Origin of the sequence: Enterobacter cloacae complex sp. P6RS, assembly GCF_014982245.1 — a bacterium.
Taxonomy (GTDB): Bacteria; Pseudomonadota; Gammaproteobacteria; order Enterobacterales; family Enterobacteriaceae; genus Enterobacter; species Enterobacter bugandensis.
The window spans coordinates 42,333-56,642 of the sequence record NZ_JADCLB010000009.1 but is presented as its reverse complement, the minus strand read 5'-3'; the positions used below and the strand labels follow the sequence as shown (position 1 = coordinate 56,642).

11 protein-coding genes and 1 other RNA gene are annotated in these 14,310 nt (G+C 54.3%); 4 read left to right on the top strand and 8 right to left on the bottom strand.

The window, feature by feature from the left end; genetic code table 11:
• From INF73_RS05715 to INF73_RS05700, 4 genes are all read right to left on the bottom strand, one after another.
• On the bottom strand, nucleotides 1-767 hold a 767-nt coding region (locus INF73_RS05715; RefSeq protein WP_193547286.1), incomplete at its 3' end, for a hypothetical protein.
• Nucleotides 768-775: 8 nt separating this feature from the next.
• Nucleotides 776-3,316 (bottom strand): fimbria/pilus outer membrane usher protein, encoded by a 2,541-nt coding sequence (locus INF73_RS05710; protein WP_227413086.1) that lies wholly within the window; start codon nucleotides 3,314-3,316, stop codon nucleotides 776-778.
• 40 nt (nucleotides 3,317-3,356) lie between these two features.
• Complete coding sequence (locus tag INF73_RS05705) at nucleotides 3,357-4,034, bottom strand: molecular chaperone (protein ID WP_028012853.1); 678 nt, start codon at nucleotides 4,032-4,034, stop codon at nucleotides 3,357-3,359.
• A gap of 61 nt (nucleotides 4,035-4,095) precedes the next feature.
• Nucleotides 4,096-4,614, bottom strand: a complete 519-nt coding sequence (locus tag INF73_RS05700) for a fimbrial protein (protein ID WP_193542769.1) — start codon at nucleotides 4,612-4,614, stop codon at nucleotides 4,096-4,098.
• A 504-nt stretch (nucleotides 4,615-5,118) separates the two neighbouring features.
• Here INF73_RS05700 and INF73_RS05695 point away from each other — a divergent pair.
• Nucleotides 5,119-5,778, top strand: a complete 660-nt coding sequence (locus INF73_RS05695; protein WP_193542771.1) for a winged helix-turn-helix transcriptional regulator — start codon at nucleotides 5,119-5,121, stop codon at nucleotides 5,776-5,778.
• Between the two features lie 84 nt (nucleotides 5,779-5,862).
• Complete coding sequence (locus INF73_RS05690) at nucleotides 5,863-6,504, top strand: winged helix-turn-helix transcriptional regulator (protein ID WP_193542773.1); 642 nt, start codon at nucleotides 5,863-5,865, stop codon at nucleotides 6,502-6,504.
• A 50-nt stretch (nucleotides 6,505-6,554) separates the two neighbouring features.
• Here INF73_RS05690 and INF73_RS05685 read toward each other — a convergent pair whose 3' ends face one another.
• From INF73_RS05685 to INF73_RS05675, 3 genes are all read right to left on the bottom strand, one after another.
• Nucleotides 6,555-6,749, bottom strand: a complete 195-nt coding sequence (locus INF73_RS05685; RefSeq protein WP_003857766.1) for a YdiH family protein — start codon at nucleotides 6,747-6,749, stop codon at nucleotides 6,555-6,557.
• A gap of 85 nt (nucleotides 6,750-6,834) precedes the next feature.
• Nucleotides 6,835-7,245 carry a 1,4-dihydroxy-2-naphthoyl-CoA hydrolase gene (menI, locus tag INF73_RS05680; protein WP_193542775.1) on the bottom strand — a complete coding sequence of 137 codons (411 nt, stop codon included), beginning with the start codon at nucleotides 7,243-7,245 and terminating at the stop codon, nucleotides 6,835-6,837.
• Complete coding sequence (locus INF73_RS05675) at nucleotides 7,242-10,298, bottom strand: FAD-binding and (Fe-S)-binding domain-containing protein (protein ID WP_193542777.1); 3,057 nt, start codon at nucleotides 10,296-10,298, stop codon at nucleotides 7,242-7,244. Before INF73_RS05675 ends, menI begins: the two co-directional genes overlap by 4 nt.
• A gap of 198 nt (nucleotides 10,299-10,496) precedes the next feature.
• On the opposite strand from INF73_RS05675, the gene ydiK reads away from it, so the two are divergent.
• Nucleotides 10,497-11,612 (top strand): AI-2E family transporter YdiK, encoded by a 1,116-nt coding sequence (gene ydiK / locus INF73_RS05670; protein WP_048960742.1) that lies wholly within the window; start codon nucleotides 10,497-10,499, stop codon nucleotides 11,610-11,612.
• Between the two features lie 209 nt (nucleotides 11,613-11,821).
• Nucleotides 11,822-11,929: antisense sRNA RprA (gene rprA, locus INF73_RS05665), an RNA gene on the top strand.
• Between the two features lie 5 nt (nucleotides 11,930-11,934).
• Here the strand turns inward: rprA and INF73_RS05660 are convergent.
• Nucleotides 11,935-14,310 (bottom strand): glycoside hydrolase family 3 N-terminal domain-containing protein, encoded by a 2,376-nt coding sequence (locus tag INF73_RS05660; RefSeq protein ID WP_193542779.1) that lies wholly within the window; start codon nucleotides 14,308-14,310, stop codon nucleotides 11,935-11,937.

The following is a 14,310-nucleotide window of genomic DNA, read 5'->3' as shown; positions in this document are numbered from 1 at the left end:
AACATTTGCACCCCCACACCCTTCGCTACCCCCGCCCCCCCTTGGCCTGATAAAGCTAAAACGCTTGTATTGGAAACATCAGGGTTTTGCACACCAATTAACGAAATACTAACATTCGCGCCGGTATTGCAGGATAATGCCAGTGTATTAGTTGCTTGCGCATTTGCTGGCGTTGTTCCTACTGAAGTACCAAAACTCGAGCCGGGAATAGTGCCTATAGGGAAATTCAGCGACGAAGTACTCATATCACAGGGCAGATAATTAATGTATCCGCCAGTAACATTCCAGGTCGCAATGAAAAACTGGTTTGTAATTGACGCGTTTGCAATTTGTACAGTAGCAAGTGATCCGGATTTGGCTGTATTGGATGTCCTTACCAGATCAATTTGATAAGTATACGTGTAATTACTACCAGTAGAATAAACCGTATTTGGAAAGTAATGGTCAAAGATACCGCCCGCTCTGTAAACTGAAAAACGCACCCCAAATCCACTAATGCCTATATCATAGAGATTATTCCCGAGCGGAGTATTATTGTTCACCGATTCAACATAGGGAACTGTGTTATCAGGACATGTGTAATTTACATTAAACGTACCCGTCTTGGTAGCAACGGTTGTTCCCGCAGTCACGCTGCGCGCCACAGTTACTTGACCAAAATCTATAAGAAAGGCTTGTTGACCAGAATTATTCGTGCAGGTTCCAGCAAAGCTTTTAACAGATATTAATGTAAAAAATAACAGAAAAAGATATTTGTATGCATTCATTTTCTTACCTATCGACAGACAGTATTAACAACCGCGATGTTATTTTTAACATCGGTAGGTTTTAAAATGTATGAGGCTTTACACTGCTTATCACTACCCTCACCCCACTGCGCAATAAGGTCAATATTCTCGCCTAAGCCTGTGAGATAAACCTGTCCACTATCGCCGACAATAAATCCACTGTTTTTAATGCCGTTGACGCTAACAATCGCCCCAAATGGAACAGGCTTTCCGTTACCACGCAATAACGTAAATAATGCGCGTTGACCCACGTTGGCAGTGTATTCAGCGCGAACAACAGCCCCACGCGTAGGTACAACGGTCCGGGTCGTGAGATCCAGTTCGACATCATCGGACAGGCTTTGTGGATCGATTACGATATCGTTCTTCCGGTAGACGTTAACGTTGTTTACCGTTGTATATCCCCGATAGTCCGTTTTCGCGCCCGTCTGGTTTCGCACCGTCAGACCTTTCGCCCCCGGGACTTTTACCAGGACGTTCGTTTCTCCCAACGGTTGCGATAACGTCACGCCGTCAGCATGCGCGATGACACCCCCCTGAATACCATAGTTCAGTCGCTCATTGTTCTGGTCGTAGCTGTACCCTGCCGTCACCTCACCATAGGTACCCTTGTAATCACCGTTCACGTTGCCGCTGTATCCGACATTATTGCTGCCATACCCCTGTTGAACGCTCCAGTTCAGGGCATTGTTTTCCAGCGCGGTCCCGTTGATACCTAGCGTATGGGTGGTTCCGCTATTTTTACTGTTATTGACGCTGTAGTTTGCCCACGTCTGCGGCAAGAATTTATCCAGCGGCACGCTAATGTTAAACGCCACCATCTGGTCTTTGTCATAGCTCGTAGGGTTACCATAGGTACCAGGCGTCCCGTTACGCGTTGAGGTATACGTTAAACCGTAGCTGATTCCGTTCCAGAAATTGTTATACCCCAGACTCCAGGACTCCATGGCTCGCCCGGAATTCCAGTAATCTTCGCGAACGGCGCTCACCATAATCGAGCCTAATGAACCGCCTAGAGACTGGTTCATTGTCAGCTCCATACGGTTACGACGTCGGTTCTGCAATGAACCCGTATCGCCATAGGAATCAAGCACTTCCTGCATACCGTAAAAGCCTTTGGTCGAATAGCGGTAGCCTGCGATAGCAAAGTTAGTGCCGGTTTCGACAAAGTTTTTACTGTAGCGCGCACGCCAGGACTGGCCGCTATCGCTCGGCAGATTTTGTGGGGTAGACCATGCCTGGATGACATCGACAGAAACTGCGCCGAGATCTCCCATGTTCTTGCCCATACCGGCAGCGACCGACTGGTAGTGGCTCGACGTTTGACCACCGCCGTACGCCGTTAAGCCATACGGTAAGCCATAGATGCCCGTAATTTGCGCAAACGGTGTCTTGTCTACGCTACCGTTATAGGAACGATATTGCCCACCCGTGACGGCGTACTTTAATCGCCCTTCTCGCTGCAGTACGGGCAAAGACGCATAGGGAACGGTAAACTGTTGAATGCTACCGTCGGCCTCTTTAATTGTTACCTGCAGATCGCCTGCCCCCCCGGTCGGATACATATCCGTGATCTCGAAGGCACCAGGCGTAACGTAGGTCTGGTAAATCTCATACCCATTCTGACGGACAATGACCTGCGCATTTGTACGCGCGATACCGCGGACGACGGGTGCATACCCTTTGAGTGAATCGGGTTGCATATCATCATCGGAGGCCAGCTGCGCACCGCGGAACGGCATACTGTCGAAAACATCAGCGGGCGCAGTGCTGTCCCCAAGGGTCATCTGCGCTTTTAACGGAACGATCGCGCGCTGGGCGTAGGTATAAACGCTGTCCCATTTGTCCTTGCCATCTTCATCCCGTGACCAGGTGGTGTAGTTGCGCAGACGCCATGGCCCGATGTTGATTCCCGGACGCAAATTAGCGTACTGCGTGTTGCTGGTATCACTGCTCCCGTTGCGCGAGCGGTTGTTGGCGCCACTCAGGCTGAAGTTGAGCAGCGCAGCCGTGATTCCGTCATCCCACTGTTCTGGTGGAACGTATCCGCGCGCCTGACGAGAAATCGCCGCCTGCGGAATGCTGATGAGCAGACGCTGTGCGCCAAACTGGAATTCAGTGGATCCGGAAGGAATCGCGTTCAGGTTCGCACAACGTTCGTTGTCCACCGCCAGCGCCGGGAAAAGCTCGGTTTTTACGCCCCACTCTTTCAGCTGCTCCACGGTCAGACAAGGTTCTAATTTCCCCTCATCGTTGGGGGCACCAGAGGTTTTGAATTCGATATCACGCGTATCAACAAGTTCGTTATCCAGCATCACATCGACGTGATAAGTTCCCGGCGCCTGCGAGCCCGCTTCAAACGCAGCGAGATCGGCTTTACCCCCATTTTGCGGATTATCCAGCTCAACCAGGTCCGGGTTGAAGTAATCGCGCGCCAGGGCATTCTGCATTGAACCCGCGAGGGCAAATGCAATCAGTAAAGCCAATCGCGCAGGTTTAAAATTATTATATTCCCTTACTATCATCATTCACGTCACCTTGGAAACGACATTCCAAAAACAATTATTTTCACAAGCTTGCGCTTTGCACGTCACTCACCGCTCCATAATCATTAATGACTTTATAATTAACAGAGGTTGAGTTAGCGCCAGCAGGCAGCGTGAAATTCATTGATTCCCCAGGAAGTACATACGAAACATTTTCAATTTTTTTACCGCCCAGACTGATTTCATTAAAGTTAATGACATAGCTGGTTGGGTTGGTAACCTGTAGTTGATTACCATTTCGACGCCAGGTTAACTGATGACTTAACTCCTGCGGCTGCTGAGACTTTAAGCCTGCAGGACGGTATATCAGCTTAATGCGCGTTTTAATCGCTATTTGCAGCGTATTATCTTTTTTGGGCGCTGACGGTATCGCTTTAATATTCAGCCAGTAGAGACTTTCCTTATCCTGCGGCAAGTTGCCGGTCACCACGACACGCTCAATGTTTTGCTGGCCGCCATCGAGTCGATACAACGGAGGAGTAATAATAAAAGGAGCTTTCTCAGCGCCTCCATTTAATGTCTCAACCCATGACTGAATAAGGTACGGCGTCTTATCCGGGTTGTTAACATCAATGGAAGCTTCTTTTTTATTGCCATCATAGACGACACGCGTTCCGCCAATAATAACACCCGCATTGGCGGCGGACACGCTTGCTGAAATCACTGCGCAGGCAATTAAAGTTTTGCTAAGAAAATTCATTTTACACCTCGATAAAAAAGGGCCGTATACCGGCCCTCATATATTTTTCCGGTCAGGAAGATTACTGGTAGCTAACGGAGAAGTTCGCTACACCGTTTGCTGGACCTACGCCCACAGTTGCAGACGTTGCTTCGTACTGAGCAAAGAAGTCCAGGGTGTTTGGTACAGTTTCAGACAGGCTGTATACGTGGGAGTTAACGCCCGACAGCGGCAGATCCTGGCTGTCAGCCGTCATCAGGTTAATAGCAACGCCCGTTGCGCCGCCGGTTACAGCCAGCAGGTTGGAGTTTGCTGGGTCCGCAGAGCCGTCAAACTTGATGGTTGCGCCTGTTACGGTTGCCGGGCAGTCGGTCAGAACGATTGAGAACTTAGTTGCAGCGGCTTTATCGCCAGCAGCGGTAAATTCAGATTTGCTGTAACGGCCCAGATCAACGGTCTGGTTTACAGAACCCGCGTCAACGGTGCACGCTGCATCGATGATTTCACCGGTGAAATTAACGGTACCAGCAGAAGCGAATGCATTAGACATGGTCAGAGCAGCAGTCGCAGCGAAAGCAGCAGCAATAATATTCTTTTTCATGATTTATATCCTTAGTAACTTTATTTATAACTATCATTTCGGCAACATCATCCCTATGGTTTATTCGACCATTTATATGTGCCGGTTTTAAAAGTGCCGTAAGCATAACGTTGAACCCTCTCCCTTTAAATAACAGACAACGTCTACAAACAAGACAGGAGCTTCAATGCTGTTCACTGGCTGAAACGAAATTTATTAAAATGCCCGATAAAAGACAATTTAATTTTCAGTCCAACTGTAGACCTTAACTCTATAAAGAAAACATTAACCTTTTAATAACTTCACATACAGAATCAAAGCCCAAGAAAATTCTTACATTCAAATAAAAAACCAGTCCAAACATAGACCAGTCACTCGCTAATAAATAAATCAAGCACTTATAATAACTATTACTTTAACGGTCTAAATTTAGACCGGTCGGGTATATTTCCCTGGTGCTTAACGTTTTAGATAATGCGGCTATGTGCGCATGCTCAACTGCACCGGTTAAAAAAGAGGTTAACTATGAATACCAGGCTAGAGACGTTATCCCCTCAGGCGCGGATCTCCGCCTTAGCGACAAAACCTTTCTCCGCAATTGAATTACTCATTAATCACATGGTGCCATTCTCAGAGCGGATGGTAATCGAGAAAGGTGAGGTTATACACTATTATCGCGACGAAGCACGCTATTGCTTTTTATTGTTAAGCGGCAGCGTTGCCTTGCACCGTCGAGGGGATGGCATCATTCTCAACTCTGAGTCGGCTCCCTTTGTTCTGGGCGTCAGTAACCAGCATACCAACGGCCATATGTACGTCAGGGCGTTAGAAACATCTGAGATTGGTATGCTGGCGCTCGCCAGCTTCAATCAGATCATTGCGAATGACAATTTGTGGGAACACTTCGCTAGGCTGCTAATGTATTCGGCTTCCCGGGTGTACGAGCATTGCGCGATGATATCGCAGCTGTCCGCATACGATATTATCTGCACTCAGCTCGTGGAGCTTATGCAGGAACCCGAGTCCATTCGGGAACATACTACTGCGGCAAATTACATTAAGAGCCGTACATGGCTTTCACGTAGCGGCATCATGCGGATCCTCTCCGAACTCAGAACAGGCGGATACATTACGATGCAGCGTGGGGTTCTACAGGAGATAAATCATTTACCGTTAAAGTATTGATAACACCTTGCTGAGTTAGAGCCTGAAAGCCCTGTCGGCGCTATAATGTTTCGATAATACAATGAAACAGTAAGGCCGTTATCTATGCCAGATTTTGAGGACATCGCAGATGATCGTTATCGCTCATCACCTTTCGCGAGTGAACTAATTGCACATCTGCGTCCCTTTGCTGTCTTTCATACGACAGTCGTCGGAGAACGTTTAGAGCATACAATTCATGGTGAGGCCATGTGCTACCTCATACTGGAGGGAAGCGTGGCCTCCTACCGCCGGGATGATGAGACCCTGTTGTTCACTGTGCAGGCCCCCGCTTTGTTTGGGATAGGCAATGTGACGGACGTCTTTTTTGATGAGTATTGTAAAGTCATTACACCAGGGCTGACGGGTGTTATCTCGGTAGAAAAAGCGCGGGAAGTTGTGGAAACCCACAATCTCTGGAATATTCTATCTCAACATATTATGCATGTTACCAATCGCCTCTATAAAAACATGCTTCATCGAATTGCGCCCTCTGCCTATGAGATTATTCGTGGACAGTTAATCGATTTGATGCGCGAAGAAGACACTTTTCGCAAAACGATAACCGCTGAACGCTATATCCGCGATAAAACCCACCTCTCCCGCAGCGGCGTGATGCGCATTCTGGCGGATTTGAAAACCGGCGGATTTATCGAAATGGAAGAAGGCAGGCTTATCAAAATCAACAAGCTCCCCGCTAAATACTGAATGTCAGACACAAAAAAGGCCGCACTCGCGGCCTGTTCAACAACACTCACTCAATGGACGTGAACGCCCAACCGCCAGGCAAAGTAGATCTCTTCTTTCAGTTCATTCGAAGAGAGCGCCAGCAGATCCGTGAACTCCAGCTCAAGCTGTTTCAGCTTTTTCAGGTACTGCGCCGGAGACAGGTTGCTCTTATCGCGACGTAAATATTCAATTGCCAGCTGTGTTGGGGTTATTTCAGTATCCATGATGTCCTCGCTTATGTACAAATCCTGACCAGTATATCACAACACACTGGCTAGTTTTTGACCAAAGGCAATTCATCTGAAAACTTTACACGACCGCCGTCGTCAGACGCGACGAGCAGCACAGGCGATCCTGCTCGTCGAGAATATCAATCTGCCACACCTGGTGGCGGCTGCCAGCGTGCAGGGCGCGGCAGATACCGCGCACGCGCCCGCTGCGCACCGAGCGAATGTGGTTGGCATTCACCTCAAGCCCGACCACCTTCTGTTCGCCTTCGGTGCAGAGATATCCCGCGACGGAGCCCAGGGTTTCCGCCAGCATGACGGAAGCCCCGCCGTGCAACAGGCCAAACGGCTGATGGGTGCGACTATCGACAGGCATCGTCGCCTCCAGATCGTCTTCCCCAATGCGGGTGAACTGGATATCCAGCAGCCCCACCATATTCCCCTCGCCCATGGCGTTTAGCGCCTGCAGCGTGACGGCACGTTTCCAGATCATCCAATTATCTCCAGTAAAGCCTGTAATGGGTGGCGTACGCCGTTACCCTCAACCCGTTTCACCTGGCTGCGGCAGGAGTAGCCCGTCGCCAGGCAGCGGTTTCTTGGCAATCGCTGCATCGCCTGATGCCACGACAGCTCATAGATGCCGAGCGAGTTGGCGTGGTTTTTCACCTCGTGGCCGTAGGTGCCCGCCATACCGCAGCAGCCCACGCTGACGCTCTCCAGCTTCGCGCCGAAACGCGCAAAAATAGACGCCCATTGCGCCGGGGCGCCGGGCAGCGCCGTCACTTCCGTACAGTGTCCGAACAGATACCACGGTTCACCGCCAGCCTCCTGAATGGCCTTCTCTTCCAGGGCTGCCGGCAGCCACTCGTGCACCAGCATGACGTGGAAATCGCCGCGCTTATCACCCAGCGTCTGCTTGTATTCATCGCGATAGCAAAGCACCAGCGCCGGATCGACGCCAACCATCGGCATCCCAAGTTCGGCGATCCGGTTGAGAAAATCAGCGGTTTTTTGCGCCGTTTTCGCAAAGCGGTTCAGGAAGCCTTTAATGTGCTGCGCCTTGCCGTTTGGCGAGAACGGCAGCACTACAGGCTGATAGCCCAGTTTTTCAACCAGGCGGATGAAGTCAGCGACCACCTGCGCGTCGTAGTAGCTGGTGAACGGATCCTGGACCACCAGCACCACCTTCGCTTTTTGCTCAGGAGTAAGCGCTTCGAGCTGCTCCAGGGTCATGTTCGCCGAGCGGTGGCCGACGAGCTGGCGCTGCAGCGACGGCACCGACAACAACGGCAGATCGACCATGCCGATATGCTTTTCGGAAAGCTTGCGCACCAGCGGCTGATTGATAAAGAAGTTAAAGGTCTTCGGCGCGCGCGCCATCAGCGGCGCGTAGCTTTCCACCGTCGCCACCAGATGATCGCGCACCGGGCGCAGATAGCGGGTGTGGTAGAGCTGCAGGAAGCGCGAGCGGAATTCCGGCACGTCGATTTTAATCGGGCACTGGGTAGAGCAGGCTTTACAGGCCAGACAGCCGGACATCGCCTCTTTCACCTCATGGGAGAAATCATACTCGCCCTTATTGGCATGCCAGCTGTTGCGGGTGCGCTCAATCAGCGAGCGCAGGCTGGCCCGTTTTTCCGGCAGCTCCTGCTCCAGCTTCAGGGGATCGACGCCACGGTCCGCCAGCAAACGCAGCCACTCGCGCACCAGCGTCGCACGCCCTTTTGGCGAGTGAATGCGGTTGCTGGTGATTTTCATTGACGGGCACATCGGGCTTTTCACGTCAAAGTTAAAGCACAGGCCGTTGCCGTTACACTCCATCGCGCCGCGCCAGGACGAGCGCACCGCAATCGGGATCTGTCTGTCATACGTACCGCGCTTAACGGCATCCACCTGGAGCATCGGCGCGTCTACCCCTTCAGGCGGGCAGATTTTCCCGGGATTGAGGCGGTTATCCGGGTCGAACGCCGCTTTGACCTTGCGCAGCTCCGCGTAAAGCTGCTCCCCGAAGAACGCCGGGCTGTATTCCGCGCGGAACCCTTTCCCGTGCTCCCCCCACAGCAGACCGCCGTATTTGGCGGTCAAGGCCACGACGTCGTCGGAGATCTGCTTCATCAGGATCTCCTGCTGCGGGTCGCACATGTCCAGCGCCGGACGCACGTGAAGCACCCCGGCATCCACGTGGCCGAACATGCCATAGCTCAGGCCGTGGCTATCCAGCAGGGCGCGAAACTCGACGATATAATCCGCCAGATGCTCGGGCGGCACGCAGGTGTCTTCGGCAAACGGAATCGGCTTCGCCGCCCCTTTCGCATTGCCAAGCAGACCCACGGCTTTTTTACGCATGGCGTAAATACGCTCTACACCGGCCAGATCGTGACAAAGCTGCCAGCCAATCACGCCGCCTTCGCCATGAGCAATCAGCTCATCCAGGCGCTGGCAGAGCGTCGTCACCTGGCTTTCAATCAGCTCCGCGTCATCACCGGCAAATTCCACGATGTTGAGGCCAAGCATCTCTTTGTCCGGCACGTCGGTAATCAGCTCGCGCACGGAGTGCCAGACGATATCTTCCCGCGCCAGATTCAGCACCTTAGAGTCGACGGTTTCCACCGACAGCGCCTGCGCTTCCACCATAAACGGCGCATTGCGCAGCGCGGAGTCGAAGGAGTCATATTTGACGTTCACCAGGCGACGCACCTTCGGCAGGCGGGTGATATCCAGCCGCGCCTCGGTAATAAACGCCAGCGTTCCTTCGGAGCCGGTCAGCACGCGGGTTAAATCAAACTGCGTCAGGTCGTCGTTAAACACGTGGCGCAGGTCGTAGCCCGTTAAGAAGCGGTTCAGTTTGGGGAATTTGTCGAGAATAAGCTGGCGGTTGTCGCGGCAGCGCTCCAGCACGGTGCGGTAGATGCGCCCGCTGGCGGTGTTATCTTTACCCAGCGTTTCCGCCAGTTCGACCGGCATCGGCTGGGTATCAAGGATATCGCCGCCTAACAATACTGCCCGCACGCCCAGCACGTGATCGGAGGTTTTACCGTAGACCAGCGACCCCTGCCCGGAGGCATCGGTGTTGATCATCCCCCCAATGGTTGCTCGGTTGCTGGTGGAGAGTTCAGGGGCAAAAAAGTAGCCGTAAGGCTTGAGGTACTGATTAAGCTGATCTTTGATAACGCCCGCCTCAACCCGCACCCATCCCTCTTCGGGGTTGATCTCAATGATGCGGTTCATATAGCGCGACATATCAATAATGATGCCCTGGTTCAGCGCCTGACCGTTGGTTCCGGTGCCACCGCCGCGCGGCGTGAAGACCAGAGAGGCAAACCGCTCCTGCGTTGCCAGCCGGGCGATAAGCGCCACGTCGGCCGTGGAACGAGGGAAAACGACCGCATCGGGAAGAAGCTGGTAGATACTGTTATCGGTTGCCATCGTCAGCCTGTCGGCATAGTTCGTGGCGGTATCACCTGTAAAACCCTGTTGCTCCAGTGCCTGCAAAAAATTAAGCACCAGCTGAACGACGCCAGGTGCCTGAGAAATCTGTGGGATCATTACTGTCGACCCTAATTAGAGTTGTGGGAATCGTTTGCGTGTATCTTAAAAGTTTTATCACATTTTTTTCTTATAATCTCTGCTGAATTACAGGCAGAATTCGCCTGTCAAAAACCGCTGCGATCGCTAATGATAAGAGAGACGCGGTTTTCCATTCCCGCCAGTGGTACTGGCGTTCTTTTAAGGAAAATTTCATTTATGGTCAATCTTCGCCAGCCCAGGGATGTTGCGCAAATTCTGCTGTCGGTGCTGTTCCTGGCCCTCATGATTATTGCGTGTCTGTGGATTGTTCAACCTTTTATTCTCGGCTTCGCCTGGGCTGCGACCGTTGTCGTCGCCACGTGGCCTTTGCTGCTGCGCTTGCAGAAACTGCTGTTTGGCCGCCGCGGGCTGGCCGTGCTGGTGATGACGCTGCTGCTGTTCCTGCTGTTTATTATTCCAATTGCGCTGCTGGTAAACAGCCTTGTCGACTCCAGCGGCCCGGTGATCCGCGCCGTGACAAGCGGCGACCTGACGCTGCCGGACCTCGGCTGGCTGAACAGCATTCCGGTCGTGGGCGCTAAACTTTACAGCGGCTGGCATAGCCTGCTGGAGATGGGCGGCAGCGCGCTGATGGCGAAAGTGCGTCCGTATATTGGCACCACCACCACCTGGTTTGTCGGTCAGGCCGCACATATCGGCCGCTTTATGATGCACTGTACCCTGATGCTGGTCTTCAGCGCCCTGCTTTACTGGCGCGGTGAGCAGGTGGCTTTAGGCGTTCGTCACTTTGCCACCCGCCTGGCGGGAAAACGGGGTGACGCCGCGGTGCTGCTGGCCGCGCAGGCCGTGCGCGCGGTCGCCCTGGGCGTCGTGGTGACGGCGCTGGTGCAGGCGGTGCTGGGCGGTATCGGCCTGGCGATTTCCGGCGTACCGTACGCCACCGTCTTTACCGTAGTCATGCTGATGACCTGCCTTGCGCAACTGGGGCCGCTGCTGGTGCTGGTTCCGAGCATTATCTGGCTTTACTGGACGGGTGATACCACGTGGGGAACGGTTCTGCTGGTCTGGAGCTGCGTGGTTGGCACCATGGATAACGTGATTCGCCCCATCCTCATCCGCATGGGCGCAGACCTGCCGCTGATCCTGATCCTCTCCGGGGTTATCGGCGGGTTGATTGCATTCGGGATGATCGGTCTGTTCATTGGCCCAGTGCTGCTCGCCGTTACCTGGCGTCTGTTCTCCGCCTGGGTTCATGAAGTGCCGCCGCCTGGAACCGACCCGGACGTGATTCTGAGCGAGCTGGACGAGCTGGAAGAAAAGAATACCCATTAAGCCTTGTTGCCGGGTGGTGCTTACGCTTACCCGGCCTACATTATCCCGCACAATACTTTAACACCGCTAAAGTATTTATTCGTTGCACACTGGTCAGACCCGCCATTTCAGCACTAAGTCCGCTATTATTCTCAAGAAATCTTTACGTCTCTTTAACTATTGAGACGAATCTGATCGACGCTAAAAATTACAATGCCTACTATTAGCTCACGGTTATAAATCAACACCTTGATTTATAAGCATGGAAATCCCCTGAGTGAAACAACGAATTGCTGTGTGTAGTCTTTGCCCATCTCCCACGATGGGCTTTTTTTTATCCTGACTACGCGCGCTTAACCTCACAGGTACTGAGCATCCGCCACTCAGCAGGCAGCACCCGCGTTTCCCCCGTCACATTGACCGCCACCGCCTGGCGGATATCCGCCGACGATGCGCCAATCTGCAGTTCAAACTCGCCCGGCTCAACGATGCGTTTCCCGTCCCGGCGGGTAAAGTTGAACATCTCAACCGGCAGCGTGAAGGTGAGCGTGGCGGTTTCGCCCGGCGAGAGCGTGACGCGCTGGAAGGCCTTAAGCTCCTGAAGCGGGCGCACCTGGGTGGCGACCTTGTCCCGCACGTAGACCTGCACCACCTCGCTGCCGCTGCGCTCGCCGGTATTGGTGATATCCACGCTCAGCGTCACCTCACCGTCGACCGGCACGCTGCTTTCAGCGACGCGGGCAGTGCCCCAGCTAAACTGCGTCCAGCCGAGGCCGAAACCAAACGGGTAACGCGCACCGAAATGGAACGCGAACGGCGTGCCGCCGCTTTTCAGCTTGTGGTTATAGTAGAACGGCATCGCCCCGGCGCTTTTCGGCACGCTGACCACCAGCCGGCCCTGCGGCTCCGCGCGACCGGTTAACACATCGGCAATCGCCCAGCCCCCTTCCTGTCCCGGCGCCCAGGCCATCATCAGCGCGGCAATCTTCTCCTCCAGCCCCTGAAGGTTGTACGGACGCCCGCCGGTCATTACGACGATCACCGGTTTGCCCGTCGCCACCAGCGCCTCCAGCAGCTGTTGCTGCACGCCCGGCAGATTCAGGGAGTCAGTATCGGAGCCTTCCCCTACCGTGCCGCTCTGGAACAGCCCGGCGAGATCGCCCACGCAGGCCACCACCACGTCACTCTCCTGTGCGGCGCTGACCGCCTCGGGGATAAGTGCGGTACTTTGCGACACCGGAGACTGCTGCATTGGCTTGCCGCCGCTGTCGCCCGGGAAGACCGGCGCACCCGCCATCCGTTTTTCAATAATGTGGCACCCTTTCGCGTAGCGCACGTTCGATGCACCCAGGTACTGCTCCAGCGCCGCGCGCGGGGTCGTCACCTGCGAGGTTTCCTCAACCATATCGCTGATGATCAGATGCACCGGGAAGCTATACCCGCTGAGTAACGCCAGCGGATCGTCTGCCGTCGGCCCAACTACCGCCACGCGGGGTTTACCGTTCAGCGGCAGAATGCCGTTGTTTTCCAGTAGCGTGATCGATTTTGTCGCCACCTCCCGCGCCACCTGGCGGGTCATCTCATTTTGCAGATCGATGCCGTTTTCATCGGCATACGGGTTCTCAAACAGGCCGAGACGGAATTTTTCGGTCAGCGTACGCGCCACGATCTCATCGACTTTCGCCATAGAGATCAGCCCGCGCTCTACCGCTTCCGCCAGATGGCGTGCGCAGTCATCTTTCGGCAGCTCAACGTCCAGCCCGGCGTTAAACGCCAGCGCGGCAGACTCCGCTGCGTCGTGGGAAATCCCGTGGTGCTGGTGCAGCAGGCTGACGCCGCCGTAGTCCGCCACAATAATGCCGTCGAAGCCCCACTGTTCGCGCAGGACGGTGGTCAACAGGAAGCTGTCGCTGTGCCCCGGCTGGTTATCGATGTCGTGGTAGGCGGGCATGACCGAACCGGCGTTTGCCAGCTTGACCGCCATTTCAAACGGCAGCAGGAAGGTGTCGTTCAGCTCGCTAAAACCAAGATGCACCGGGGCGTGGTTGCGCGCCCCTTCGCTGAACGAGTGGCCCACGTAATGCTTGAGCGTCGCCAGCAGATCGCGCTTGTCGCCCTGTAACCCTTTCACCCAGGCGGTTGCCATCACGCCCACCAGCCAGGGATCTTCCCCGAAGGTCTCTTCGGTTCGCCCCCACCGGACGTCGCGGGAAACGTCCAGCACCGGCGCCAGCCCCTGCTGGCAACCGACGGAACGCGCCTCTTTACCGATCTGCTCTGCCGCGCGCTGCACCAGCTCCGGGTCCCAGGTCGAGCCGTAGTTGAGCGAGGACGGGAACAGGGTGGCGTCTTTGCACAGCAGCCCCACCAGGCACTCCTCGTGGAACAACGCCGGAATGCCAAGCCGCGTCTCTTCCATCATCATGCGCTGCAGGCGGTTAGCCGCGCGCACCCCGGTTTTCGCGTCAACGATGTGGGTGCCGAGCGGACGGGTGATCTGCCCGACGCCCAGTTTTAGCCGTTCGCTCAGCGCCGCCTGCTCGCTGACGCCAGCAAATTCATCGCTCAAATCGCTGCGCTCCCGGTGGTTGCCGTTTTCATCAAGGATCAGCCAGTAGGCGTGCATCTGGGCGAACTTCTCTTCCGGGGTCATGCGCGCCAGTAAATCAGCGACGCGCTCGTGCACGGGACGTCCCGCGTCCTTATAGATAGCAGTCAT

Coding starts and splice junctions, on each gene's coding strand:
- INF73_RS05675 (WP_193542777.1), bottom strand. CDS start 10,298: ATGATCCCACAGATTTCTCAGGCACCTGGCGTCGTTCAGCTGGTGCTT.
- INF73_RS05695 (WP_193542771.1), top strand. CDS start 5,119: ATGAATACCAGGCTAGAGACGTTATCCCCTCAGGCGCGGATCTCCGCC.
- INF73_RS05710 (WP_227413086.1), bottom strand. CDS start 3,316: ATGATGATAGTAAGGGAATATAATAATTTTAAACCTGCGCGATTGGCT.
- menI (WP_193542775.1), bottom strand. CDS start 7,245: ATGATCTGGAAACGTGCCGTCACGCTGCAGGCGCTAAACGCCATGGGC.
- INF73_RS05685 (WP_003857766.1), bottom strand. CDS start 6,749: ATGGATACTGAAATAACCCCAACACAGCTGGCAATTGAATATTTACGT.
- INF73_RS05700 (WP_193542769.1), bottom strand. CDS start 4,614: ATGAAAAAGAATATTATTGCTGCTGCTTTCGCTGCGACTGCTGCTCTG.
- INF73_RS05705 (WP_028012853.1), bottom strand. CDS start 4,034: ATGAATTTTCTTAGCAAAACTTTAATTGCCTGCGCAGTGATTTCAGCA.
- INF73_RS05660 (WP_193542779.1), bottom strand. CDS start 14,310: ATGACTGCTATCTATAAGGACGCGGGACGTCCCGTGCACGAGCGCGTC.
- ydiK (WP_048960742.1), top strand. CDS start 10,497: ATGGTCAATCTTCGCCAGCCCAGGGATGTTGCGCAAATTCTGCTGTCG.
- INF73_RS05690 (WP_193542773.1), top strand. CDS start 5,863: ATGCCAGATTTTGAGGACATCGCAGATGATCGTTATCGCTCATCACCT.